Below are 25,805 nucleotides of genomic sequence, written 5' to 3' on the forward strand. Positions count from 1 at the left end.
AGCGTAACACAAAAAAGTACACAATGCAAGAAACTAAGTGGACGCTACGCGGTTTATTTGTTGGTCGGCAATTCCCCTCCCGTTAACATTCGTATAACGGGAGACCCCTTGCCGACATCAAAGTTGGATTTTTTGGATAGTTGAGCCGTCATGCACTATTAGAAGATTATTTTTTCACATTTTTTGATTTCCAGATGAGTTATATCATTTCCGGATAATCAGTTATGAAAAAGACTTTCTCCTCTTTCCTTCTTCTTTCTTCCCTCCTGACTCCTGACTTCCCCATCGTTTATTTATAAGTATATCAATCAGACATGATATTAATTATTGCTGTGCTGATTAAATCTAAAAGTATTTACAGATAAAGGTTTTAGCCTTTTTGGGATCTTTCAAAAGTGCCTGGTTTTCAGCTCTTCATGCTCAAAAAGGAGCGTATTTTAGGCTCATAATTGGGCAGAAAAATCATTCTTACAATTCTTACTCCTACCTCCTCGCTCCCAAGCCATTTCTCCTGTCTTCCCCTCCACGGTCGGGGGAGGGGCGAGGGGTGGGTTGTCTCCAGTATAGCTGTCTCCTACCCTCACCCATAAGACTAGTGAAGCGCAAACCCTAATTACCAAAATATTGTTGATATAAATCAGGGAATAATTTTAATCCTCCTGAACTAATAATATCTGATTCAATTATGCTTTTATTCCTGATATATTCAGCAATTAATTCGCGAATTTCTGTAACAGATTGGCAAATTATTTTTCCTTCTTTAAACATGAAATAACCACCACCGCCATTAGCGCGATAACTATTCATAGCAACTCGTAAAACTTGATTTGCTTCAACATCTTTTCCATCTAACTGTAATTTAGTAATTCGTTTTCCCACTGGTTGAGTAATATCAACTATGTAATCAATTCCACTATATAAATCCCAATTATAGCCCAGAGAATTTTCAACTAAAACCTCTTCTGGATAATCAGGTAAATCATCAATATTAACTTGTTTAAAATAAGCAGCATTTTTTTCTAAAGCACAACGCAAAATATCCCCATTAATTTCTAAAACCAACAAATAGTTATCATAATTATAGATACTGTAAATATCTCTCCTAGTAATTTTTCCTGGAGGAATTTTACCAGTGTTATTAAAAATAGAAGTTAGAGAAATATTTACAGGATAACCTGCTGCTTTTGCAGCTTTTATTTGTACTTTATTGATTAAAATTGACAGCTTGCTCTGATTAAAGCGTGCTTTTATACCACCATAAAATTCAGTTTTTGCCACACCAATAGGTTGATTTATATAGCGTAATATTTGCTGATGATATGGCAAAGAAAGTTGTAAAATTTTCTGTTCCGGTTCAATATCAGTAACATATAAATTAGTAGAATCTTTAGTAATAACTTCCCACTTTTTACCCCGATACTCTAATACTAAAGTATACTTACTTAAAGCTTTTCCCCAAAAAGAAGGCTCTGCAATTAAAACATTATTAACTATAGCTTTAGGAACATCGTGATGTGAATGTCCTGCCATAATTATATCAATATCTTTTACCTGTTGTGCTAATTCTAGGGTGAGATTTGAATCAGGAATAGAGCCTGTTTCTTTCCACTCTTGAATATCGGTTAACCAAGCAGAAGCCAGCCTTTTATCTTTTGGTACTTTAGAAAAACCAGTATGTTGAACAATAGTAATTACATCTGCACCATCATTTCGCATTTGAGGAATATATTTTTGAGCAGTATTTATGAGATTCTCAAAAGTTAATCCAGCTATATTTTCAGATGGCACCCAGTTAGAAGTTGCAGGAGTAATTAAACCAAGAATACCAATTTTTATACCATCAACATTTTTAATGATATAAGGTTTAAAAGCAGGAGTGCCATCACTTTTTTGGATATTAGCACAAACTATGGGGAAATTAAGCTGACTTATCCAACGGGAAAGCACATTAGTACCATAATCAAACTCATGGTTTCCTAAAGTAGCAGCATCAAATTTGAGAGCATTCATTGTTACTGCCATCGGATGTACTGCTTCTGTGTCAATTCGATTATAGTAATAAGTTAATGGTGTCCCTTGAATAGTATCGCCGCCATCAATAAGTAGTAAATTAGGATTTTTAGCTCGTTCCTGTGCGATTAAACTAGCGACTTTTGCTAATCCCCATTCTGCGGGTTGGTTGGTATAGTAATCATAAGGCATAAGGTTGCCATGAATATCACTAGTTTCCAGAATGGTGATGGTTTTGGTTGGAGGTTTTGATGTTATCAAGGAAATGAATACCAATACAAGTGTAAATAACAGTAGTATAGAATAGCTCGCTTTGAGTGCGAACTGCTACGCAAAGGCGCGGGGAACGCCAGAACTGGGTATTGAAGAACCGAAGCACCGAAAAAGGAACAAGTGGATGGAGACTCCAACCCCAACAAGCTTTTCAACAATTAATAATTAATTATTAATTATTAATTATTAATTATTACCTCTCCTTGAAAAAAAGAGGATTGACTAATCATGAATTTTTTTTCTTCTCTTGGTCGATTAAATATGGCGCAGGTTTCCTCCCCATCCCACCCTGCGGGAAGCTGCGAAGATCGACCGCTGTTTCTCCACGGCGAGTGAGAGGATTTTTACCTTAATTATTCGGTAAACACCGATCATAAAGTAGTTTTCATTTCGGTAGACCACAGTAGGGACATTCTATGGAACGTCTCTACAGGGCACGTGATTGTGACGATATGGTTCATCCATCTGAAAAGCGCTGTAAGGTGCAGAGTATTAAACCCACAAGAAAAAGATTAAAGTACTATTATAGAACCCCTAAGCGTATCTTCATAAATATTAAATTTTTTTAGCTAGGAGACAGGAGACAGGAGACAGGAGACAGGAGACAGGAGACAGGAGACAGGAGACAGGAGGGAAGAGGGAAGAGGGAAGAGGGAAGATGTGGGGAGAAATAATACAAAAAATTCAACACTCCTTTTCAGATTTTTTCTCACTCATTGATGCGCGAAAAGACTTGGCTACCATAATTATATAGCTATCAAATGGATTCTATATAAATAATATAAAGCTTTTAGCAATTATTAATCTTTTAAATTTGAAAATACACGCCTAGCACACTGCTATATCTGCGCATAGTGGTGAACTCCTTTCAACAATTAATAATTAATAATGAATAATGAATAATGAATAATGAATAATTACCTCTCCTTGAAAAGAAGAGGATTGACAAATTCATGAAAATTTTTTTTTATTATCCCCTGAAAAGGGAAGGCACATACCCACAATTTTTCGGTAATATCTATACACAGGACTTACACAACGGCACCAATCATAGTGATTAAATCAGCAATAATGACCAAATCATACACTATATGCAGCGGTACTGCGTAAGTCCTGATACATTTATTTAGAAACGCCAAATTTCTGTTTAACGACCATTCGCATATTTCCTGGTAATGCCATAGTTAACCCTCTACGGACAGGTTGGATAGGTTTATGGGAAACTAATTTTAGTTCGCACTGTGACAAAATAGTAGCCAAAACTAATTTCATTTCAAATAAAGCAAAAGCTGAACCGATACAACGACGACTCCCTCCTCCAAAAGGTAAATATTCATAAGGTGAAAATTGTCTTTCGAGAAAACGTTCTGGTTTAAATTTTTTAGGTTCTGGATAAAGATCCTCTCTTTGATGAGTTAGATAAATAGAAGCAATTATTACCATTCCTGGTTCAAGTTGATAACCCATAATTTCTAAAGGTTTCTGGACAATTCTAGGGAAAGTACTTATAGCAATGGGATAGAGACGCAAAGTTTCTTGGCAAACAGCGCTGAGGTAGGAAAGTTTAGTAATGGCAACTTTATCTGGGTTAGTAGGGAGAGTCGCTAATTCTGCTAATAGTTTTTCCCGCACTGATGGAATTTTATCGATCCAATATAATGCCCATGCTAATGCTGAAGCAGTAGTTTCGTGACCCGCAAAAAGCAAAGTCAGTAGTTCATCCTTAATTTCTTCGTCGCTGATATGATCGCCCGCTTCATCACGCGCTTCTAGCAGTAAACTGAGAATATCATCACGATGATTTGCTTCTTCCCTAGCAGTTTCAATTTCTGCGAATATTAGCTCATCAACTTTTTGTCTTTTTCGTAAAAATCTACCCCAGGGACTCCAAGGACCCCAGTCTTTTTGCAAGAAACTGAAGAACAGAAAAGTGGAGGTGAGAGGAGAGCTAATGGAGTCGAGGACATCAGACAGAAGTATTCTCAGTTGTTCGTAACGTTCTCCTCTGTCTAAACCAAATACCGCCCCAAGGATGACTTTTAGGGATATTTCTTGAGTAGACCTACGGATGGGGAAAGGTTTGTCTATTTGCCACCGATCCATAACATTAGAAGTAACATTATATATTAAGTCCCCATAAGTACGCATTCGATCGCCATGAAAAGGTGGCATTAATAGTTTTTTTTGACGTTGATGGCGATCGCCGTTTTGCAGAAGTAGAGAATTTCTGCCCACAAGGTATTGTAAAGCACCATTACTACCACCTGAGCTAAAGGTATCAGGATCAGCAGTAAAAATTTGTTGAATAGCTTTAGGGTTACAGAAATAGATAAAAGGAGTCTTGGAGTTAGTATTAGTCCTGAAGATATCTCCGTATTGAGAATATCGTTCCTCTATTGTTTGTAAGGGACGAAAAATAAATTTCCAAGTCCGGACTCTTCGTTGTAGAGGGGACAATGCTGGGCCATCAGGTAATTTCATTTTTGCTTTGCTGATTATGTCAGATTTACCTCATATATTTTGATTCATTTGCAAGTAAGATGGGAGGGTTTATAGAACCCCCGATCGTATCTTCATAAATATTAAGTTTTTTGAGCTAGGAGACAGGAGACAGGAGACAGGAGACAGGAGACAGGAGGATAGAGGATAGAGGATAGAGGGTAGATGTGGGGAGAAATAATATAAAAAATTCAACACTCCTTGCTGATGATTGTTCCTCACTCATTGATGCGCGAAAAGACTTGACTACCATAATTATATAGACCTCAAATGGGTTCTATATAGCAGGTAAAAGGCAAAAGCTCATCTGGCAACAGTGGGAAAAGTATTTCTCTGTCTAAGGTTCATCATCAATCTATGTCAAACACCAACTCGTTTCTTGCTATAGAACCCATTTGGGATCTATTTAAAAATATAGGAGGTGGGTGGGGAGATTGGGACCCACCCCTAACCCATCCCAGGAGGGGAATGTGGGGATATGATGAATCTGGAGGCAAATTTCCCCCTATTCTATTTCTCTAGCTTCTGTACCTTGCTAATCCGAGGACTCCCCTACCTGACTCCTGACTCCTGAGGACTGACTCCTGACTCCTGATTCCTGATTCTGTCATTAAGAAACAGTAGAAATTTTATCTATATGGTAAAGCTTGAATAACTATAAGAGCAGACTCCGGCCAAATATTATAGGAATCTAAAATTCCATTAGCTAGTCTAACTGGATTAAGAAGTTTCCTATAGAATAACTCCTGTGTGGCAAAGCTAATTACCACCTTTGTCTTTCTACTGCAGAAAAATTAATAACGGTTAAATTTATGGAGGAGTAATGAATCAATATATCAACCCTACTACTGAAAATCAAATTCGGGTAGAAGACGATCGCACCGGCATGAGTGTCACTACTCTCAGACGTGCTTTAGCAGATAACCTGTTTTATTTGCAGGGGACCTATGAGTCCATGGCAAAACAAGATGATTTTTACAGAGCTTTAGCTTATACTATACGCGATCGCTTACTCCAACGCTTTCTTTCTACAATTCGTACTTATAATGAGAAAGATGTGAAGGTCGTATATTATCTATCTGCCGAATTTCTAATGGGTCGTCACCTGGGTAATAGTTTGATTAACTTGGGAATTTATGAACAAATTCGTCAAGCTATCACCGAATCTGGGTTAAATTTAGATGAACTACTGGAACAAGAAGACGATCCAGGTTTAGGAAATGGGGGTTTAGGTAGGTTAGCAGCTTGTTTTTTAGACTCTCTAGCTACTTTAGAAATTCCAGCTATGGGGCACGGTATTCGCTATGAGTTTGGCATTTTCACCCAAACTGTACAGGATGGTTGGCAAGCAGAAATTCCTGATAAATGGTTACGTTTCGGGAACCCTTGGGAAATAGCTCGTCCTGCTGAAAAGGTAGAAATCAAGTTTGGAGGTCATACAGAAGGATACCATGATGATAAAGGGCACTATCGAGTAACTTGGGTTCCGGATGAAACTGTAATTGGTATCCCCTATGATACCCCTGTTCCTGGCTATAAAGTGAATACTGTAAACCCTCTACGTTTGTGGCGAGCAGAAGCTAGTGTAGACTTTAAATTTGAAGAGTTTAATGCTGGAAACTATGACGGTGCAGTAGCAGATAAAATGAGTTCGGAGACGATCTCCAAAGTTCTCTATCCTAATGATAATACTCCTCAAGGTAAGGAACTCCGTCTGAAGCAACAATATTTCTTCGTTTCTTGTGCTTTACAGGACATTATCCGTAGGCATTTATCCCAAAACGAAAACTTAGATAATTTATACGATAAAGCAGCAATTCAACTGAATGATACTCACCCTGCTGTGGCGATCGCGGAGATGATGCGCTTGTTAATTGATGAGTACGATATGGACTGGGATAGAGCATGGCACATTACTCAAAATACTTTTGCCTACACTAACCATACTTTACTGCCAGAAGCGTTAGAGCGTTGGGCAATTAGTCTATTTGGTAGCCTTCTCCCTCGTCACCTAGAAATTATCTATGAAATTAATCGGCGCTTTTTAACTCAAGTGCAAACTTGGTTTCCTAAAGACCCGGAGTTGCTTGCCCGTGTTTCTCTGATTGAGGAGGGAGGAGAAAAATCTGTGCGGATGGCTAATTTGGCTACTGTTGGTAGTCATGCTGTCAATGGAGTAGCAGCATTGCACACAGAATTGTTGAAAAAAGGTGTGCTTAAAGATTTTTACCAACTCTTCCCAGACAAATTTTTCAATAAGACTAATGGAGTGACTCCCCGTCGTTGGGTTTTACTGAGTAACCCCAAACTTTCTGCGCTATTTTCTGAGAAACTGGGAGGAGATAGTTGGTTGCGAGATTTCGACCAACTACGGCAACTAGAAAAATATGTGAATGATGCAGAATTTCAGAATCGTTGGCGAGCAATAAAGCAAGAGAATAAGGCTAAGTTGGCAGAGCGCATTCTCAAGCATAATCGGATAGAGGTGGATATTAATTCTCTATTTGATATTCAAGTCAAACGTATTCATGAGTACAAACGCCAACATTTGGATGTATTCAACATCATTACTATGTATAATCGCATTAAGCAAAATCCTAGCATTAATGTTGTACCCCGCACATTTATTTTTGGTGGCAAAGCTGCTCCTGGTTACTACATGGCTAAGTTGATTATTAAGTTGACTAATGCTGTTGCTGATGTGGTTAATAACGATCCTGATGTGCGCGGTCGCCTGAAGGTTGTATTCTTGGCAAACTTTAATGCTTCTCTTGGTCAGATTATTTATCCTGCTGCTGACTTATCCGAGCAAATTTCTACTGCTGGTAAGGAAGCATCCGGAACTGGTAATATGAAGTTTGCCATGAATGGAGCTATGACTATTGGTACTCTGGACGGAGCTAATATTGAGATTCGCGAAGAAGTTGGAGCAGAAAACTTTTTCTTATTTGGTATGACTGCTCAAGAAGTTTTCGATCTGAAGGCAAAGGGTTATAAACCTATGGAATACTACAATACTAATGCTGAACTCAAAGCAGTAATTGACCGAATTGCTGGCGGTCACTTTAGTGAAGGTAATCCTAATTTATTTAAGCCTTTGATTGATTCTCTACTGTACAATGACCAATATATGCTACTAGCTGATTATCAAAGTTATATTGAATGTCAGGAGCGGGTTGGTAAAGTTTTCCAAGACCAGGAGAAATGGACGAAAATGTCTATCTATAATTCTGTTCGCATGGGTAAATTCTCTTCTGACCGAACAATTATGGAGTATGCAAAGGAGATTTGGGGAGCGCAACCAGTTAAAATCGACCAAGAAACTTATACTCAAGATAATGCTGGTTTGAAGGTAGATTCTTAATTTACCAGATGGGGCGGGTTGATCTCAATTTACAGCGGTTTTCATTTGGGTAGACCACAGTAGGGACGTTCCATGGAACGTCCCTACAAGGTTTGATGTGTGAAGATGTGGTTCATCAATTTGAAAAGCGCTGTAATGTTGCGCAAGATTAATTTAATGTTGTTTAATACTTAATTTTGCCCCCCTAGCCCCCCAATTCTGGGGGGAACAAGAATCCATTAGCTGGTAAAAGTCCCCCAATGGGTGGGGGATGCGCGGGGGCGCGTGATGTAAAAATGAGACTTTTCAGACAACCTCTTAAAAAGCGGGGGGCGTTGCATATTTGGGGGATGAATTAGTGTGGGGAGTGTAAGGAGCAAGGAGTAAGGAGTAAAAAGTCAAAGGCTAGTTAATAATGAATACAAATCTTCCCCCCCGATGGTTACAACTGTGGTCTATCCAGCATGAAAACTGCTATAATTGTGGGATGATTTTGTCACAGAGGATTGCCTACAGCGGTTTAATGATGAATAAACCACAATCATACTGACTCCTTACTCATTACTCCTTACTCATTACTCCTTACTCATTACTCATTACTCCTACAACAGTTTTGTGGTCTACTCAACTGAAAAGCACTGTAATCCCCGTGTCCCCGTTTCAGGCTTAATCATCCCAGTATTCAGCAACGCCTAAAAAGCGGGGTTTTAGACCCATATTATTTTGATAACCTGCGTTAACTTTCCTCAACCCAACCGACAAAACTATAGAGCGTTTTTCATTTGGGTAGACCACAGTAGGGACGTTCCATGGAACTTCCCTACAAGGTTTGATGTGTGAGATCAAATCCGTTGGCTTCGGAGTAATATAATTCTGTTGATCGTCATACAATGTGTAAGGGCGTTAGCGACAGCTTTGCGTTAGCAAATGGCCATTCGCCCCTACAGTTCTTTAATACTGAATAACACTGATGCTACCGGATTTGATATGAAGATGTGGTTCATCAATTTGAAAAGCGCTGTATAGCATTTTTCATTCTAAAATATTCTCTATTTTTATTCTGAATTACTGAAAAAAATGCAAGACAAAATATTAGCTAAAGAAAGACAATTCCACGATATATGGGCATCAACTATTGATATAGAAGGTATTCGAGTAGTTGATTATTTTGAAAGTTGTACTGCTCCAGAAAATAGATTTATTCTCGAACAAATGGGAGATTTAACAGATAAATATTTGTTAGATTTAGGTTGTGGTGCAGGGGAAAATAGTGTTTATTTTGCTAAAAAAGGAGCGCTGTGTGTGGCGACTGATTATTCTCCTGGAATGGTGGATGTTGCTGTTAAGTTGGCTGAAACAAATGGGGTTCAAATTGAGGGTAAAGTTATGGATGCCATGGCTTTAGAATTTCCTGATAATACTTTTGATTTTGTTTATGCTTCTAATTTACTTCATCACTTACCAAATCCAAAATTAGCAATTAGAGAAATGCACCGTGTTCTTAAACCTGGTGGTAAAGCTTGTTTTTGGGACCCGTTGAAACATAATCCTGTAATTAATGTTTATCGGCGTATTGCTACAAAGGTTAGAACTGAGGATGAAATGCCTCTGGATATTAATCTTGTTAATTTTATTAAATCTCTCTATTCAGAAACAGCTTACGATACATTTTGGTTAGCAACTTTGTGGATTTTTTTAAGGTTTTATTTGATTGAAAAAATTGACCCAAATAAAGAACGTTATTGGAAAAAAATTATTATTGAACATCAAAGATTAGAACCAATGTATCGGAAATTAGAAAGATTAGATGGAGTATTAAAAAAGTTGCCTTTGATGAAAAGATTTGCTTGGAATTTAGCAGTAGTTGCGACTAAATAGTAAATATAAGGCAACAGGCAACAGGCAACAGGCAACAGGGAATAGGGAGCAGGGAGCAGGGAACAGGGAACAGGCAACAGGCAACAGGCAACGGGCAACGGGCAACGGGCAACAGAAAATTTTCATATAGGAATAAATAATGTCTGATATCAAAGACTTTAAAGATTTAAAAATTTGGGAAAAAGGAATGATAATTGCGGAAAAATGTTATTTACTAACAAAAAAATTTCCTAAAGAAGAGACTTATGGTATGATTCAACAAATAAGAAGAGCTTCTGTTTCTATACCTGCAAATATTGCAGAGGGTTATGGAAGAAGATCGTCAGGAGATTATACTCGATTTTTAAATATTACTCAGGGTTCTATAAATGAATTAGAGACACATCTTCTTTTATCCGTAAGGATACAATTATGTACGTTTAATGACGTTGAATCGATCATAAATCAACTAAAAGAAGAAAGCAGAATGATTATTTCCCTTATTAATAAATTGAAATAATCAACAACTGTTGTTTTTTGCTTTATCTTCCCTGTTGCTTGTTGCCTGTTGCCTGTTGCCTGATACCTGTTGCCTGTTGCCTGTTGCCTGATACCTGTTGCCTGATACCTGTTGCCTGTTGCCTGTTGCCTGTTGCCTGTTGCCTGTCTACTGTATAATTGTCAAAGTTCGGAGGATATTTTAGTAATATCATCACACAAATAGCGATCGCTTTCACTCACATTGGGGTTATTTTGCAGATAATCTCCTACCCATTCACAACCAAGTTTTATCAGACTTTCGAGATTCAAATTCCACAAAATTACTTTGCCATCTGTGCTTCCAGAGGCAATCATCTGACCATCAGGACTAAAACAAATACTATGGAGACCACGGCGATACCTTTGAAAAGTATGTAACTCCCTGCCATTAAGATTCCAAAGTTTAATAGTTTTATCCATACTCCCAGAAGCAAGAATCTGACCATCAGGACTAAAACAGAGGCTATAAATTCTACTACTATGTCCCTTAAAAGTTTGTAGTTTAATTCCCTCAATACTCCAAAGTTTAATAGTATCATCATCACTAGCAGTAGCAAGTACTTTCCCAGTAGGGTCGAAAGTAACTGCAATCACTGCATTTCCGTATTCTTGAAGAGTTTGTTCTTCCTTGTTATCCAAATGCCAAAGTTTGATACTACCATCCTTACTGACAGAAGCAATTATTTTCCCATCAGGACTAAAACTAACATTAAAGACTGCATCTCTATGTCCCTCAAAAGTTTGTAGTTCTCTACCATCAATATTCCAGATCTTCACAGTGCTGTCATAACTAACAGAAGCAAAGGTTTGACCGTCAGGGCTAAAACTAACATCATAAACTCGTTCTCTATGTCCCTGAAAAGTTTGCAGTTCCTTACCATCTAGACTCCAGAGTTTAATAGTTTTATCTTCACTAGCGGAGGCAATAATTTTCTGAGTCGGGCTAAAACTCACACTATAAATTCTACCTGTATGACCATTAAGGGTTTCCAGTTTTTTACCCTGAATATTCCAGAGTTTAACAGTGCGATCGTAACTAGCAGAGGCGATAGTTTGACCGTCAGGACTAAAACTAACATTAGTAATCTCATTGCTATGGCCATTGAAAACATTTCGTTTTGTGCTTTTAAGTCTCCAGAGTCTAATTGTATTGTCCCTAGAAGCAGAGGCAATAGTTTTACCATCATGGCTAAAACTGACGCTATAAATTCTATTACTGTGGCCACGGAAAGTTTGTAGTTCCTTGCCCTGAATATTCCAAAGTCTGATGGTTTTGTCAGAGCTAGCAGATGCGATAGTTTGACCATCAGGGCTAAAACTAACCTCATTTACCCAATTTCTGTGACCTGTAAAAGTTTGCAATTGTTTGCCATCTAAACTCCAGAGCTTGATAGTGTTGTCAGCACTAGCAGATACAATAGTTTGACCATCAGGACTAAAACTAACACTAGAGACTCGATTATTATGTCCAATCAGAGTTTGCAATTGTTGGCCATCTAAACTCCAGAGTTTGATAGTGTTGTCAGCACTGGCAGATGCAATAGTTTGACTATCAGGGCTAAAACTGACACTAGAGATTCGATTATTATGCCCAATCAGAGTTTGCAATTGTTTGCCATCTAAACTCCAAAGTTTAATCGTTTTATCAAAACTTCCAGAGGCAAGAGTTTTACCATCGGGACTGAAACTAAGACTGTTAACCAGATCGGTATGTTCTGTTATCCAACTTTGTAATTCTGTTCCATCAATACCCCAAAGTTTAATAGTCTTGTCAGAACCAGCAGATGCAAGTTTCTGACCATCAGGATAGAAACAGAGGCTATAGATGCGATCGCTATGTCCTGTAAAAGTTTTTAATTCTTTACCACTAAGACTCCAGAGTTTCAGGGAATTATCCCTACTAGCAGAAGCAATCAAAGTACCATTAGGGCTGAAACAAACACTACTTATTCCATCTTTATGTCCTTCCAAGCGGTTACACTCTTTAACTCCATAGACTGCCTGATGCAATGCTGTTACCACCAGCATTTCAGCATCAGCTTTTGTTCTAATTGATTTGGATAATGATTGTAGAATTTTTGCTGCCCTCAATGCTTCTAATAATGCTTCAAACTCTTGACCTGCTAGAAATAGTGTTTTTGATGAGGCAGTTTTGAGTAATACTTCTAATATCTGATTTGCCTCAGTCAATATTTGAGCTGCTCGTCTTTCTGCTGCTAATGTCTGTTGCATTTCTCGTTTATCTAGTTCTTGACTTGCCGTTAAAAATTGATAGTCTTGAGTACTGAGACTTTTACCCTTCGACCACACTAAAGCATCTGCCAATGCTTGACCCCGTAACAGTCGCGACTCATCTTTACATCCCGACTCTTCCCAAGCAGTAAATGCTTCTGAGTAAGGGCGCAACTTTCCCAACTCCTTTTCCACCCACTGGAAGTTAAACACTTGTTGATAAATGCGGTTAGCAACTTGTAACCGTCCTTCCTGTTTTATTACTAAACCTGTGAGGCGTAACTCCATTTGGTCAGGGTTGTCATTTGCCTGGGTGTGAAGAGTATGGGAAGTGTGGGGAGTGTGGGGAGTGTGGGAGGTGTGGGGAGTATCACTTCTGAGTTCTGAGTTCTGAGTTCTGAGTTCTAAAGTTTGGGGAGTATTACTTCTGAGTTCTAAGTTCTGAGTTCTGAGTTCTAAAGTTTGGGGGATCAGAACCTGCTGATACAGACCCAATAACCGACTTGCCCGTTTTTCATTCACCAACAGGCGATCGCGAATTGTCTTTAAATGTTCTGGGTCATCATGTACTTGCCAATTCTCTATTATTCTGTGTCTCACCAAATTAGCCACCCATTCAGCCTCCTGGCCATCAGGTACAATTTCTGCACTATTGCTAATTAGTTTACAAACTTTCTGGGTCAAAAATGGTTGTCCTCCAGTCCAATCTAAAATTACCTCCATCAATTTATTAATATTGGTAGTTTTTTCAACTAAACCTTTTGCTAATGGCTCGACTTCAGCTAACTGAAAACCTGTTAATTTTATGGCTCTACCAATATTAAAAGGAGTACGTTTTTTATCTTTAATTAAATCTGCGGGAGTTGCGACTCCAATCATGGCAAAAGTTAATTTTTGATAATCTGAATTATCTGCCCGTTTGTTATAGCAATCTCGCACAACTGCAAAAAAATCATCGATATTAAAAGGTAGGCTGAGGGTACTATCTATTTCATCAATAAAAATCACAATTTGTTGAGAAATAGAAGGTAATAAAATTTCACCAATAAACTTACTAAATCGTTTGACATTAGAAAGTTGACTATTATCTTCCCACAGTTCATCAATATCAAAATTATCATCTAAATTTAAGGCCGTTAAAATAGTATCAATAATACTGGCATACCATTCTGAAGGGGTAATATCATAAGTGCCAATTTCTGTCATATCTATAGTGACACAGGCAATATTTTCTTGTTTTAAGCGTTGCATAGTTTTGACTCGCAAGCTAGATTTTCCCATTTGACGGGAGTTTAATACATAGCAAAAATCTCCGTTTTTTAAGCCTTGATATAAGTCTTTATCTGCTTGTCTTTTGACATAAGTTGTGGCGTGAAGTGGCAGACTTCCACCGATATAATATTCGTAATTATTCATAGTTAATATAATTAATAAGTATATAGAAATAATTAAATCTCACGAAGTCCACAGCGAGTGGAACCGACTTGATAATTGAGAACTGAAATGACCTCACTCCCCAATACCATCACACAAATGGCGATCGCTTTCACTAACATTGGGGTTATTTTCGAGGTAGTCGCGCATCCAGTTGCAACCCCATTCATGGAGGCGATCGAATCCCCCGAAGTTCCTCCATAATTTCATGGTGTTGTCAGTACTTGCAGTGGCAACAGTCTCTCCATCTGGGCTAAATGCTACACCGTTGACCCCACCGTCGTGTCCAGTCATAGTCTGGAGTAACTTACCATGGCAGCTCCACAGTTTTACCGTCTTGTCATCACTTGCAGAAGCAATGGTCTCCCCATTCGGACTGAATGCCACATCATTGACTCCACCGTCGTGCCCAGTTAAAGTATGCAATAGTTTGCCATGGCGAGACCACAGTTTTACCGTCTTGTCATCACTTGCAGAAGCAATGGTCTCCCCATCCGGGCTGAATGCCACATCGTTTGCCCAACCCTTGTGCCCAGTCATAGTCTGTAGCAACTTACCATGGCAGCTCCACAGTTTTACCGTCTTGTCAACACTCGCAGAAGCAATAGTCTCCCCATTTGGGCTGAATGCCACACTGATGACCCCACCGTCGTGCCCAGTCATAGTCTGCAGCAACTTACCATAGCGAGACCACAGTTTTATCGTCTTATCAAAACTCGCAGAAACAATAGTCTCCCCATTTGGGCTAAATGCCACACTGATGACCCCACCGTCGTGCCCAGTCATAGTCTGCAGCAACTTACCATGACGAGACCACAGTTTCACTGTCTTGTCACGACTTGCAGTGGCAATAGTCTCCCCATCCGAACTGAATGCCACACCATATATTCTATCCTCCTGCCCAATCATAGTCTGCAGCAACTTACCATGGCGAGACCACAGTTTTATCGTCTTGTCAGCACTTGCAGTGGCAATAGTCTCCCCATCCGAACTGAATCCCACACCATATATCCTATCCTCGTGCCCAGTTATAGTCTCAACCAACTTGCCATGGCAGTTCCATAATTGCACTATCTTTTCACGGCTTGCAGTAGCAATAGTCTCTCCATTAGGACTGAATGCAACATCATTTACCCAACCCTGCCCAGCCAGAGTCTGTAGCAACTGGCCATGGCAGTTCCACAATTTCACTGTCTTGTCACGACTTGCAGTGGCAATAGTCTCCCCATTCGGACTGAATGCCACACTGATGAGCAGCTCCTGGTGTCCACTCAGAATCTGCTGTAGCAACTGGCCATGGTAATTCCATAATTTCACCGTCTTGTCACGACCTACAGTGGCAATAGTCTCACCATTCGGACTGAATGCCACACCATTGACTCCACCCTCGTGCCCAGTCAGAGTCTGTAGCAACTGACCATGGCAGTTCCATAATTTCACTGTCTCGTCATGACTTGCAGAAGCAATAATTTTTCCATCCGGGCTGAATGCTACACCCATGATATAACTTTCGTGCCCAGTCATAGTCTGTAGCAACTTTCCGTAACAAGACCAAAGTTTCACCGTATTGTCAGCACTAACAGAAGCAATAGTTTCTCCATCCGGGCTGAATGCCACACCGATGACCATCTCTTCATGCCCAGTCATAGTCTGCAGCAACTTCCCATGGCGAGACCAAAGTTTCACCGTCTTGTCACGACTGGCAGTGGCGATAGTCTCTCCATCCGGGCTAAATGCCACACCGATGACTACATCCTCGTGCCCAGTCATAGTCTGCAGCAACTTTCCATAGCGAGACCAAAGTTTCACCGTCTTGTCAAAACTTGCAGTTACAATAATTTCTCCGTCTGGGCTAAATGTCACACTGTTGACTGCATCATTGTGCCCCTCTAAACGGTTGCGCTCTCGATATGGTTCATCTATATATATCGCTTGACTGAGAGCATCTATTATCTGTATTTTGCTCTCATCCTGGGGCTGGAATATATCGTTAGCGGGTGGTAGTTGTTTAACTGCTCTCAAAGCTTGCAACAACCCTTCAAAATGTTTACCAGAATTAGACAATAATTTAGAGGTAATACTTTTTCCCACTGCTTCTGCTTCTGCCAACTTCAGGTCTACTTTCTGTTTCGCTTCTTCTAATATCTGGTTCGCCTTTAACTGAGCTTCCAACTGCACTTGTGCTTCCAACTTTTCCAACTCGATCGCCTGTTTCTCTACTTCTTGAGCAGTAGCTAAAAATTGATAGTCGCGATCGCTCAGACTTTTATCCACCGCCCACACTAAAGCATCTGCCAATGCTTGACCTCGTAACAGTCGCGACTCATCTTTACATCCTGACTCTTCCCAAGCAGTAAATGCTTCTGAGTAGGGACGCAACTTTCCCAACTCCTTCTCCACCCACTGCAAATTAAACACTTCTTGATAAATGCGGTTAGCAACTTGTAACTGTCCTTCCTGTTTTATTACTAAACCTGTCAGACGTAACTCCATTTGGTCTGGACTGTCATCTGCGACTACCCCTCCACTATTCAAAACCTGCTGATACAGACCCAATAACCGACTTGCACGTTTTTCATTCACCAACAGGCGATCGCGAATGGTCTTTAAATGTTCTGGGTCATCATGTACTTGCCAATTCTCTATTATTCTGTGTCTGAGCAAATTGGCGACCCATTCTGCCTCCTGGCCATCAGGTACAATTTCTGCACTATTGCTAATTAGTTTACAAACTTTCTGGGTCAAAAATGGTTGTCCTCCGGTCCAATCTAAAACTGCATCCATCAATTTATTAATATTGGTAGTTTTGTTAATTAAACCTTGTGCTAATGGTTCGACTTCAGCTAACTGAAAACCTGTTAATTTTATGGGTTTACCAATATTAAAAGGAGTACGTTTTTTATCTTTAATTAAATCTGCCGGGGTTGCCACTCCTATCATGGCAAAAGTTAACTTTTGATAATCTGAATTATCTGCCCGTTTGTTATAACAATCTCGCACAACTGCGAAAAAATCATCGATATTAAAAGGTAGGCTGAGTGTACTATCTATTTCATCAATAAAAATCACAATTTGTTGAGAAATAGAAGGTAATAAAATTTCACCAATAAATTTACTAAATCGTTTGACATTAGAAAGTTGACTATTATCTTCCCACAGTTCATCAATATCAAAATTATCATCTAAATTTAAGGCAGTTAAAATAGTATCAATAATACTGGCATACCATTCTGAAGGGGTAATATCATAAGTGCCAATTTCTGTCATATCAATGCTGACACAGGCAATATTTTCTTGTTTTAAGCGTTGCATGGTTTTGACTCGCAAGCTAGATTTTCCCATTTGACGGGAGTTTAATACATAGCAAAATTCTCCATTTTTTAAACCTTGATATAAGTCTTCATCAGCTTTTCTTTTGACATAAGTCGTGGCGTTAAGTGGAAGACTTCCACCGATATAATATTCGTAATTATTCATAATAAATAGTTAAGTTAGTTAGGGATAATTAAATCTCACGAAGTCATTGCAAGTGTAACCGTTCTGATAATTGATAACTTTTCACTGAAATGACCTCACCCCCCAACACAATCACACAAATGGCGATCGCTTTCACTAACATTGGGGTTATTTTCTAGGTAGTCGCGCATCCAGTTGCAACCCCATTGATGGAGGCGATCGAACTTCCAACCATGCCAAAGTTTTACAGTGTTGTCATCACTTGCAGTAACAATAGTCTCTCCATCTGGGCTAAATGCCACACTTCTGACCAAACCTTTGTGCCCGGTGAGAGTATGAAGTAACTTGCCATGGCAGTTCCACAGTTTTACTGTGTGGTCAAAATTTGCAGAAGCAATAGTCTCCCCATCCGGACTGAATGCCACACCAAAAACCTTACCACCGTTTCCGGTGAGAGTATGAAGCAACTTACCATGGCAGCTCCACAGTTTCACAGTATTGTCCCAACTACCGGAAGCAATAGTCTTTCCATCCGGACTGAATGCTACTCCTCTGACTGAACCCTGGTGTCCGGTGAGAATACCAAGTAACTTGCCATCACCAGACCAAAGTTTTACCGTTTTGTCATCACTTGCAGAAGCAATAGTCTCTCCATCTGGACTAAATCCCACACTGTATACTCTACCTTCGTGCCCGGTGAGAGTATGGAGTAACTTGCCGTAGTAAGACCATAGTTTCACCGTGTTGTCAAAACTTGCAGTTGCAATAGTCTTCCCATCCGGACTGAATGCGACACTCCGGACTGAGCGCTGGTGTCCAGTGAAAGTATGCAGCAATTTGCCATCACCAGACCAAAGTTTTACCGTGTTGTCATCACTTGCAGTGGCAATAGTTTTTCCATCTGGACTGAATGCCACATCTTCGACCCAACTTTCGTGCCCGGTGAGAGTATGGAGTAAATTACCATCCCTAGACCAAAGTTTTACCGTTTTGTCATAGCTTGCAGAAGCAATGGTATACCCATCTGGACTGAATGCTATACCCCGAACCCAACTCTCATGCTCGGTGAGAGTATGCAGTAAGTTGTCCTGGCGAAACCAAAGTTTTACCGTGTTGTCAAAACTTGCAGAAGCAATAGTCTCTCCATCCGGACTGAATGCCACATCTTCGACACCACCATCGTGCCCGGTAAGAATATGCAGCAAGTTGCCGTCGCCAGACCAAAGTTTCACGGTTTTGTCATTACTTGCAGTGGCAATAATCTCCTTATCCGGGCTGAATGCTACGCCAAAAACTGAACTCTCGTGCCCAGTCAGAGTATGGAGCAAGTTGCCCTGGCGAGACCACAGTTTCACAGTATTATCCCAGCTAGCGGAAAAAATAGTCTCTCCATCTGAGCTGAATGCTACACCTCGGACTAAACCTTCGTGCCCAGTCAGAGTATGGAGCAACTTCCCATAGCGAGACCACAGTTTTACGGTGTTGTCAAAACTTGCAGAAACAATAGTCTCTCCATCTGGACTGAATGCTACGCCCCAAACTGAACTCTGGTGCCCAGCCAAAGTTTGCAACAGTTTGCCATCACGAGACCAAAGTTTTAAGGTGTTATCACGACTTGCAGTTGCAATAGTCTCTCCATCGGGGCTGAATGCTACACCGATAACCCAACTTTCGTGCCCAATTAGAGTATGGAGCAACTCACGATTGCGAGACCAGAGTTTCACCGTATTGTCACGACTTGCAGAAGCAATAGTCTCTCCATCGGGACTGAATGCTACACCAAAAACTGAACTCTGGTGCCCAGTCAAAGTTTGCAGCAACTTCCCATGGCGAGACCACAGTTTTACCATATTGTCAGAACTTGCTGTGGCAATAATTTCTCCATCTGGGCTGAATGCTACACTGTTGACTGCATCTTTGTGCCCCTCCAAACGGTTACGCTCTCGATACGGTTCATCAATATATATCGCTTGACTGAGAGCATCTATTATCTGTATTTTGCTCTCATCCTGGGGCTGGAATATCTCGTTAGGGGGTGGTAGTTGTTTAACTGCTCTCAAAGCTTGCAACAACCCTTCAAAATGTTTACCAGAGTTAGACAATAATTTAGAGGTAATACTTTTACCCACTGCTTCTGCTTCTGCCAACTTCAGGTCTACTTTCTGTTTCGCCTCTTCTAATATCTGATTTGCCTTTAACTGAGCTTCCAATTTGATCTGCGCTTCCAATTTTTCCAACTCGATCGCCTGTTTTTCCAACTCGATCGCCTGTTTCTCTACTTCTTGAGCAGTAGCTAAAAATTGATAGTCGCGATCGCTCAGACTTTTATCCACCGCCCACACTAAAGCATCTGCCAATGCTTGACCTCGTAACAGTCGCGACTCATCTTTACATCCTGACTCTTCCCAAGCAGTAAATGCTTCTGAGTAGGGACGCAACTTTCCCAACTCCTTCTCCACCCACTGCAAATTAAACACTTCTTGATAAATGCGGTTAGCAACTTGTAACTGTCCTTCCTGTTTTATTACTAAACCTGTCAGACGTAACTCCATTTGGTCTGGACTGTCATCTGCGACTACCCCTCCACTATTCAAAACCTGCTGATACAGACCCAATAACCGACTTGCACGTTTTTCATTCACCAACAGGCGATCGCGAATGGTCTTTAAATGTTCTGGGTCATCATGTACTTGCCAATTCTCTATTATTCTGTGTCTGAGCAAATTGGCGACCCATTCTGCCTCCTGGCCATCAGGTACAATTTCTGCACTATTGCTAATTAGTTTACAAACTTTCTGGGTCAAAAATGGTTGTCCTCCAGTCCAATCTAAAACTGCATCCATCAATTTATTAATATTGGCAGTTTTTTCAACTAAACCTTTTGCTAATGGTTCGACTTCAGCTAACTGAAAACCTGTTAATTTTATGGCTCTACCAATATTAAAAGGAGTACGTTTTTTATCTTTAATTAAATCTGCCGGGGTTGCCACTCCTATCATGGCAAAAGTTAACTTTTGATAATCTGAATTATCTGCCCGTTTGTTATAGCAATCTCGGACAACTGCAAAAAAATCATCGATATTAAAAGGTAGGCTGAGGGTACTATCTATTTCATCAATAAAAATTACAATTTGTTGGCAAATAGAAGGCAATAAGTTTTGACTAATAAATTTACTAAACCGTTTGATATTGGAAAGTTGACTATTATCTTCCCAAAATTCCTCAAGATCAAAATCATCCTCTAAATTTAAGGCAGTTAAAATAGTATCAATAATACTGGCGTACCATTCTGAAGGGGTAATATCATAAATGCCAATTTCTGTCATATCAATGCTGACACAGGCAACATTTTCTTGTTGTAAGCGTTGCATAGTTTTTACCCGCAAACTAGATTTACCCATTTGTCGGGAATTCAAAACATAGCAAAATTCTCCATTTTTTAAACCTTGATATAAGTCTTCATCAGCTTTTCTTTTGACATAAGTCGTGGCGTTAAGTGGAAGACTTCCACCAAGATAATATTCATAGTTATTCATAATATTTATATTTGATTTTTGTAGCTTAGGTTGAGGTACGTTAGCGGCAGTTTATCCTACGGATAAACCAAACTCTAAGATTATTATACAAATTATTAAAAGTTTCGAGTTAAGGTGGTATTATATTCATCAAGTAAAGTTTAACAAATAAAAAAAATGGAAACTGTGCGAAAAATAGTTTCGGTTGGTAGCGATCGCCAAGTAAAAATTACTCTACCTGAGACTATTCAACCTGGTTTAGTGGAAGTTGTTGTGGTAATGCAATCTTTGTCAAAGTCAACGGAAAATCCTGTAGATTCTTTTGAACCTTCAGAATTATTTGGGTTCCTGCCAAAACGGGTTGATGCTCTGGAATTTCAAAAAGAATTGAGAGCTGATTGAGATGAATAAATTTCTATTGGATACAAATATTTTTATTTACTATTTTAATAGTAAGTGGAGAATACATCAGTAAGATAAACCTATTTTTATTCTTTCTACTTTGATTCTTTTCTGTTCCCTAAAATATCGATAATTAAACCTTGCTGATTAAATCTAAAAGCATTGACATATAAAGACAAGTGCCTTTTTGAGGTCAAAAAAAGTGCGCCTGTTTCAGCTCTTCATGCTCATGCATGGAGCGTATTTTAGGCGAGAGTAGGGCAGAAACATCAAAGGACAAAACGCCCGCTCCTACCTCCTCGATCATTCCCATTTCTCCTGTCTCCTGTCTCCAGTATAGCTGTCTCCTACCCTTACCCATAAGACTTTTTCAGCAAACCCTAATTAAACCTTGCAAAAAAATCATTATGTTCTAATTATTAGAATCAAGAACAAAGAAAATATTGAAGTTAAGACTCGATTTTTGATTATACGTCTACCTCTAATCAATTTAACTTAATCTGATTCATGTTCAAACAAATATTGCTAATTAGTTTAACTTCATCATTGTTTTTCCTAAATTATGAAGTTGCTAACTCTCAAATTTTTCCTAATTTTTCTGAATCTAATCTGAGAATATCCCAGAAAATTTCTACAAAAAAACAACAACTGATCGATCGATATCTGGAACTTATAGGAGGAGAAAAAACATTTCAAGAAGTAATTCGAGCTATGTTGTCTCAGATGGAACAACAGTTCGATTCGATTTTAACTTCTGAATTAGTTGCAAATCAACAACTTTCTCCCGAACAAAGGCAACAAATTACGAATAAATTTAACCAAGAAATAACCAGTATTGTCCAGAAATCTAATCGGATGTTTCTCGAACGTATTAGCTATCAACAAATTGTTGAAGAAGTTTACTATCCTATCTATGATAAGTATTTTACAGAAGAAGATTTGCAGGCATTAATTGAATTTTATCAAACTCCAACTGGAAGAAAAACTATTGAACTTATGCCACAATTGTTTCAAGAATCTATGCAAAGAACAGCTCAGGTACTCAACCCAAAAATTCAGGGTATTATGCAAGAGATTATTGCTGAGGAATTACAACGTATCAACTAATAAACTAAAGTCCCATCATTGAGTTTTTATTGGGTGTATCTCAATGCGTGAATAAAGCCAAAAATTTATCGCTTTTAGGCAACAGCGGTCAGACCCCGCGTCGGCGTCAGACGCAAGGGAATGCTGACCAAGAGAGGCAACAGGCAACAGGCAACAGGGAATATATAGGAAAAAAGTATTTTTGCACATACAGAGATACACCCTATTCATTCCTATATCTTGAGTATAATTACTTATCGCTTAATTGAGATGCACCCAATCATTTTTGATTTGTAATTGTTTTAGAATTTTGTAACTGGTCAGTTATTTCCGCCATCCTGGAATAGGAAATGCTTACATAAAATCTTACTTTTGACTTTTGACTTTTGACTTTTGATTTATAAATTATAACTTCCGTGAAACGGTATAACCTTCTTGCTTTTTCCCTCTTCCTTCTTGCTTCTTTAAAAATGAACTCTAAAATATTCTCTATATAAACCACACAAAGGCACAACAGTATTTCCCCGAAATTTAACTAATCCCATACTGCGTAATTTAAAAGCTTCAATTGTCCCAATTTCCACAGGAGTTTCTGCATTAACAACTTTTGTAATTGCTGTCTGCAAATTTTCATCTTTTTGCAAGTTCAACAAATGTCGATGTAAGTGATTATAGTAAAGTCCTTCATCGGTGGGTGCCAGTTCTAACAGTCGTTCTAAAGTCATTTTCCCTCTGGCTATTTGATAAAGTGCTAGACGTATTAAATAGGGATGCCCTCCTAACATTTCCATTAGTTTTTTTATTTGTTCTTCAGACCTATTTAAACCATGTCTTTTTACTAAGTCTTTTACCTGTTCTAAGTTAAATTCTGGCAACTCAATTCCTAACCCCACATTGAAGGGAGATTGATTAATATTCAAAGGAATATAAACCTCCTTGGAGTGAACAATTATTAATCGTAATCTTTGCCAATCAGGATTATTTTTACCTTGTTCGTGCCAAGCGCGTAATAAAGCAAAAAATTCTGTTGCTAAATCGGGATTTTGGAAAAGTTGGTCAACTTCATCTAATCCTAAAACTATGGGAGCTTGAATTTCAGTAAGCAAATATTTTGAGAAATATTTTGTACACCTTTTTTTCACACCTAATACTTTTTTCCAATATTTTTCTAACTGTTCCTCTAAATCCAATTCGTCGCTAATACTTGTACAAAACCACTGCAAAAACCTGTCTAAATTTTCGATAAATTCTGCATCTATAGTTTGAAAATTTAGATAAACTGTTCGATGACCTTGCTGACTAGAATGAGCTAAAATTCGCGACAATAAAGAGCTTTTTCCCATTTGTCGAGGCGCTTTAATTCTAACTAATGCGTTTGGTTTTTCAATAGCTTGAAAACATTCTGATTCAATAGGCGATCGCTCAATATAAAAAGGAGAATTTAGAGGAACTTGACCAGAAGGTAGTTCTATATTGGGAATAGGTATATTAGTAGGAGTTTTTTTCTTTTCTTTTTCCCATGACATTGGTGCCGTAGGTGTGTAGCATATCCGTTTTCTCAATCTTATTAAATTTGATGTAATATTCGATAATTCTGCCAAAGCAACTTTAGCGTCTAGGTAGCGCTGATGCCAGTCAACTCTTACCATTTTAATTAAAAAATTAACTAACTCATCACTGACATCGGAAAAGGAAAAGAGTGTTTTACAGTTTATTTCTCCATAACTATTTTGAGGAAATATTTGGGGAATTTTTCTTGTTAAAGCTTGAATTGCAGTTACTCCAACGGCATAAATATCGCTAGCAAATTGGGGTCTACCTTGTATTTGTTCCACAGGCATATAACCACGAGTTCCAATGGTAATAGTGCTGGTAAATTCCCCATACTTACCAACTACTATTGTACTAACTTCTTTAACTGCCCCAAAATCAATTAATACTAATTTTCCATCAGTTTCTCGCCTCATAAGATTTCCCGGTTTTATATCCCGATGAATTACATTATTTTGATGAACAAAACTCAGTAATTCCAGAATATCCGTTAAAAATTTGATGATTTGAAGTTCACTCCAATAGGAATTCATTTCTAAAGTTAAATCGTGACCTACTATCAGTTCTTGAACTAGGAAAAATTCTCCTTCATGTTCAAAATAAGCATATAAAGTTGGAATTTGAGGATGCCTTCCTAATTTATTTAAAATCCGACCTTCTTGCTCAAATAATCTATCAATTTCTAAACTTTTTTGTGTCGGTTTTAGCCTCTTAACAACACACTTTCGTTTAGGAATTTCCGGTATATCTAAATCTTCTGCAAGATAAGTTTCACCAAACCCACCACCTTTGCCTAATTTGTCAATAATGTGATAACGTTGACGTAGAATTTTTCCGATCAGTAAATTATATTCAGACATAAGTAAATACTTTGATCAAAACTTTAATTATTTTCAGAAAGAAGAAGGAAGAAGTAAGAAGGAGGAAGGCATTTTCCCATTAATTTACAAATTTTTATGTTATCATTGAACTATGCTGGTTTGAGCTAATCGCCGCCAGTAATGAACCATGAAAATTTAATAGGATATGGGGTTGTTGGCCCGAATTCCTAGTCAACTGTGGGAAAACGTAAAATCTTATTCCGGAACTAGGTGAGCAGTTTTTTATGTGCAAAAAGAGCGGTGGGGCATCTCGTTCTTAAAGCACGCGCTTGTCCGACGGGATACCGGGACTGTGAAACGAGAAGCCCACACTATACCGTCAGGTTAGTGTGGGAGTATGTCACGTATGCTAGAAATTTGTTAATCAAGCGATCGCTTTCCTCTTTTCTACTCATAGTTTTGGTCATTTTTCCAGAAAATTTAGATGCCTTTTCTGTCTATTATTACCGCTCAACTAAACTTACTCAAACTTACTCAAAGGTCTGAAAGTCTAGTCAAACGCAAGTGGATCGACCACTACAGGGTTAAACGGCAAACCCTTTATTCCTTGGTCAAAGACATCAGGAATTACTTTTTTAATAATGTTCAACGACCCATTGACATCTGCATTTAATAATTTCTTTTCCCTGGTTTGATACAACCCTCTTTTTACTCTTTTTCCACTGAAATTAGGTAAATCATCTCCATATTTTGGTAAATCATCCCCATCTAAACAGCTTGATTGAG

The 25,805-nt window shown here is 38.8% G+C and carries 13 protein-coding genes and 1 pseudogene; 6 read left to right on the forward strand and 8 right to left on the reverse strand.

What is annotated here, in order from left to right; genetic code table 11:
* Positions 1-609: 609 nt before the first annotated feature.
* Both F6K23_RS36005 and F6K23_RS36010 read right to left on the reverse strand, forming a co-directional pair.
* Positions 610-2,271 carry a bifunctional UDP-sugar hydrolase/5'-nucleotidase gene (locus F6K23_RS36005; RefSeq protein ID WP_293165354.1) on the reverse strand — a complete coding sequence of 554 codons (1,662 nt, stop codon included), beginning with the start codon at positions 2,269-2,271 and terminating at the stop codon, positions 610-612.
* A 1,134-nt stretch (positions 2,272-3,405) separates the two neighbouring features.
* Positions 3,406-4,764, reverse strand: a complete 1,359-nt coding sequence (locus tag F6K23_RS36010; RefSeq protein WP_293165356.1) for a cytochrome P450 — start codon at positions 4,762-4,764, stop codon at positions 3,406-3,408.
* 841 nt (positions 4,765-5,605) lie between these two features.
* Between F6K23_RS36010 and F6K23_RS36015 the strand changes: the two genes are divergently transcribed.
* From F6K23_RS36015 to F6K23_RS36030, 4 genes are all read left to right on the forward strand, one after another.
* Positions 5,606-8,146: a glycogen/starch/alpha-glucan phosphorylase gene (locus F6K23_RS36015; protein WP_293165358.1), complete on the forward strand. Its 2,541-nt coding sequence runs from the start codon at positions 5,606-5,608 to the stop codon at positions 8,144-8,146.
* Positions 8,147-9,202: 1,056 nt separating this feature from the next.
* The gene (locus F6K23_RS36020; RefSeq protein ID WP_293165360.1) at positions 9,203-10,003 is read left to right on the forward strand and encodes a class I SAM-dependent methyltransferase; all 801 of its coding nucleotides are present in this window, start codon (positions 9,203-9,205) and stop codon (positions 10,001-10,003) included.
* Complete coding sequence (locus F6K23_RS36025; protein WP_293165362.1) at positions 9,990-10,133, forward strand: hypothetical protein; 144 nt, start codon at positions 9,990-9,992, stop codon at positions 10,131-10,133. Before F6K23_RS36020 ends, F6K23_RS36025 begins: the two co-directional genes overlap by 14 nt.
* Positions 10,134-10,142: 9 nt before the next feature.
* Positions 10,143-10,502: a four helix bundle protein gene (locus tag F6K23_RS36030; protein WP_293165363.1), complete on the forward strand. Its 360-nt coding sequence runs from the start codon at positions 10,143-10,145 to the stop codon at positions 10,500-10,502.
* A 22-nt stretch (positions 10,503-10,524) separates the two neighbouring features.
* Here the strand turns inward: F6K23_RS36030 and F6K23_RS36035 are convergent, their stop codons facing one another.
* The 4 genes from F6K23_RS36035 to F6K23_RS36050 all read right to left on the reverse strand — a co-directional run bounded on the left by F6K23_RS36035 (position 10,525) and on the right by F6K23_RS36050 (position 21,180).
* Positions 10,525-10,695, reverse strand: a complete 171-nt coding sequence (locus tag F6K23_RS36035; RefSeq protein WP_293165364.1) for a hypothetical protein — start codon at positions 10,693-10,695, stop codon at positions 10,525-10,527.
* Positions 10,664-14,170, reverse strand: coding sequence for an AAA-like domain-containing protein (locus F6K23_RS36040; RefSeq protein ID WP_293165366.1), 3,507 nt, complete (start codon positions 14,168-14,170; stop codon positions 10,664-10,666). The genes F6K23_RS36035 and F6K23_RS36040 overlap by 32 nt, the downstream gene beginning before the upstream one ends.
* A gap of 93 nt (positions 14,171-14,263) precedes the next feature.
* On the reverse strand, positions 14,264-17,665 hold the full coding sequence (locus F6K23_RS36045; RefSeq protein ID WP_293165368.1) for an AAA-like domain-containing protein: 3,402 nt from the start codon (positions 17,663-17,665) through the stop codon (positions 14,264-14,266).
* 95 nt (positions 17,666-17,760) lie between these two features.
* Complete coding sequence (locus F6K23_RS36050) at positions 17,761-21,180, reverse strand: AAA-like domain-containing protein (protein ID WP_293165370.1); 3,420 nt, start codon at positions 21,178-21,180, stop codon at positions 17,761-17,763.
* Positions 21,181-21,336: 156 nt separating this feature from the next.
* Between F6K23_RS36050 and F6K23_RS36055 the strand changes: the two genes are divergently transcribed.
* Positions 21,337-21,561, forward strand: coding sequence for a hypothetical protein (locus F6K23_RS36055; RefSeq protein ID WP_293165372.1), 225 nt, complete (start codon positions 21,337-21,339; stop codon positions 21,559-21,561).
* A gap of 507 nt (positions 21,562-22,068) precedes the next feature.
* Positions 22,069-22,668: a DUF2059 domain-containing protein gene (locus F6K23_RS36060; RefSeq protein WP_293165374.1), complete on the forward strand. Its 600-nt coding sequence runs from the start codon at positions 22,069-22,071 to the stop codon at positions 22,666-22,668.
* 443 nt (positions 22,669-23,111) lie between these two features.
* On the opposite strand, the gene F6K23_RS36065 is transcribed toward F6K23_RS36060, so the two are convergent.
* Together F6K23_RS36065 and F6K23_RS36070 are read right to left on the reverse strand one after the other, a co-directional pair.
* On the reverse strand, positions 23,112-25,058 hold the full coding sequence (locus F6K23_RS36065; protein WP_293165376.1) for an AAA-like domain-containing protein: 1,947 nt from the start codon (positions 25,056-25,058) through the stop codon (positions 23,112-23,114).
* 511 nt (positions 25,059-25,569) lie between these two features.
* A pseudogene (locus tag F6K23_RS36070) lies at positions 25,570-25,805 on the reverse strand (RNA-guided endonuclease TnpB family protein); the annotation flags it as partial.

It is taken from the genome of Okeania sp. SIO2C9, from assembly GCF_010672455.1.
Taxonomy (GTDB): Bacteria; Cyanobacteriota; Cyanobacteriia; order Cyanobacteriales; family Microcoleaceae; genus Okeania.

Bases quoted from the DNA above. Each gene is read 5' to 3' on its own strand.
- F6K23_RS36050 (WP_293165370.1), bottom strand. From the start codon at position 21,180: ATGAATAACTATGAATATTATCTTGGTGGAAGTCTTCCACTTAACGCC.
- F6K23_RS36055 (WP_293165372.1), top strand. From the start codon at position 21,337: ATGGAAACTGTGCGAAAAATAGTTTCGGTTGGTAGCGATCGCCAAGTA.
- F6K23_RS36035 (WP_293165364.1), bottom strand. From the start codon at position 10,695: ATGATATTACTAAAATATCCTCCGAACTTTGACAATTATACAGTAGAC.
- F6K23_RS36030 (WP_293165363.1), top strand. From the start codon at position 10,143: ATGTCTGATATCAAAGACTTTAAAGATTTAAAAATTTGGGAAAAAGGA.
- F6K23_RS36060 (WP_293165374.1), top strand. From the start codon at position 22,069: ATGTTCAAACAAATATTGCTAATTAGTTTAACTTCATCATTGTTTTTC.
- F6K23_RS36015 (WP_293165358.1), top strand. From the start codon at position 5,606: ATGAATCAATATATCAACCCTACTACTGAAAATCAAATTCGGGTAGAA.
- F6K23_RS36010 (WP_293165356.1), bottom strand. From the start codon at position 4,764: ATGAAATTACCTGATGGCCCAGCATTGTCCCCTCTACAACGAAGAGTC.
- F6K23_RS36065 (WP_293165376.1), bottom strand. From the start codon at position 25,058: ATGTCTGAATATAATTTACTGATCGGAAAAATTCTACGTCAACGTTAT.
- F6K23_RS36045 (WP_293165368.1), bottom strand. From the start codon at position 17,665: ATGAATAATTACGAATATTATATCGGTGGAAGTCTTCCACTTAACGCC.
- F6K23_RS36020 (WP_293165360.1), top strand. From the start codon at position 9,203: ATGCAAGACAAAATATTAGCTAAAGAAAGACAATTCCACGATATATGG.
- F6K23_RS36040 (WP_293165366.1), bottom strand. From the start codon at position 14,170: ATGAATAATTACGAATATTATATCGGTGGAAGTCTGCCACTTCACGCC.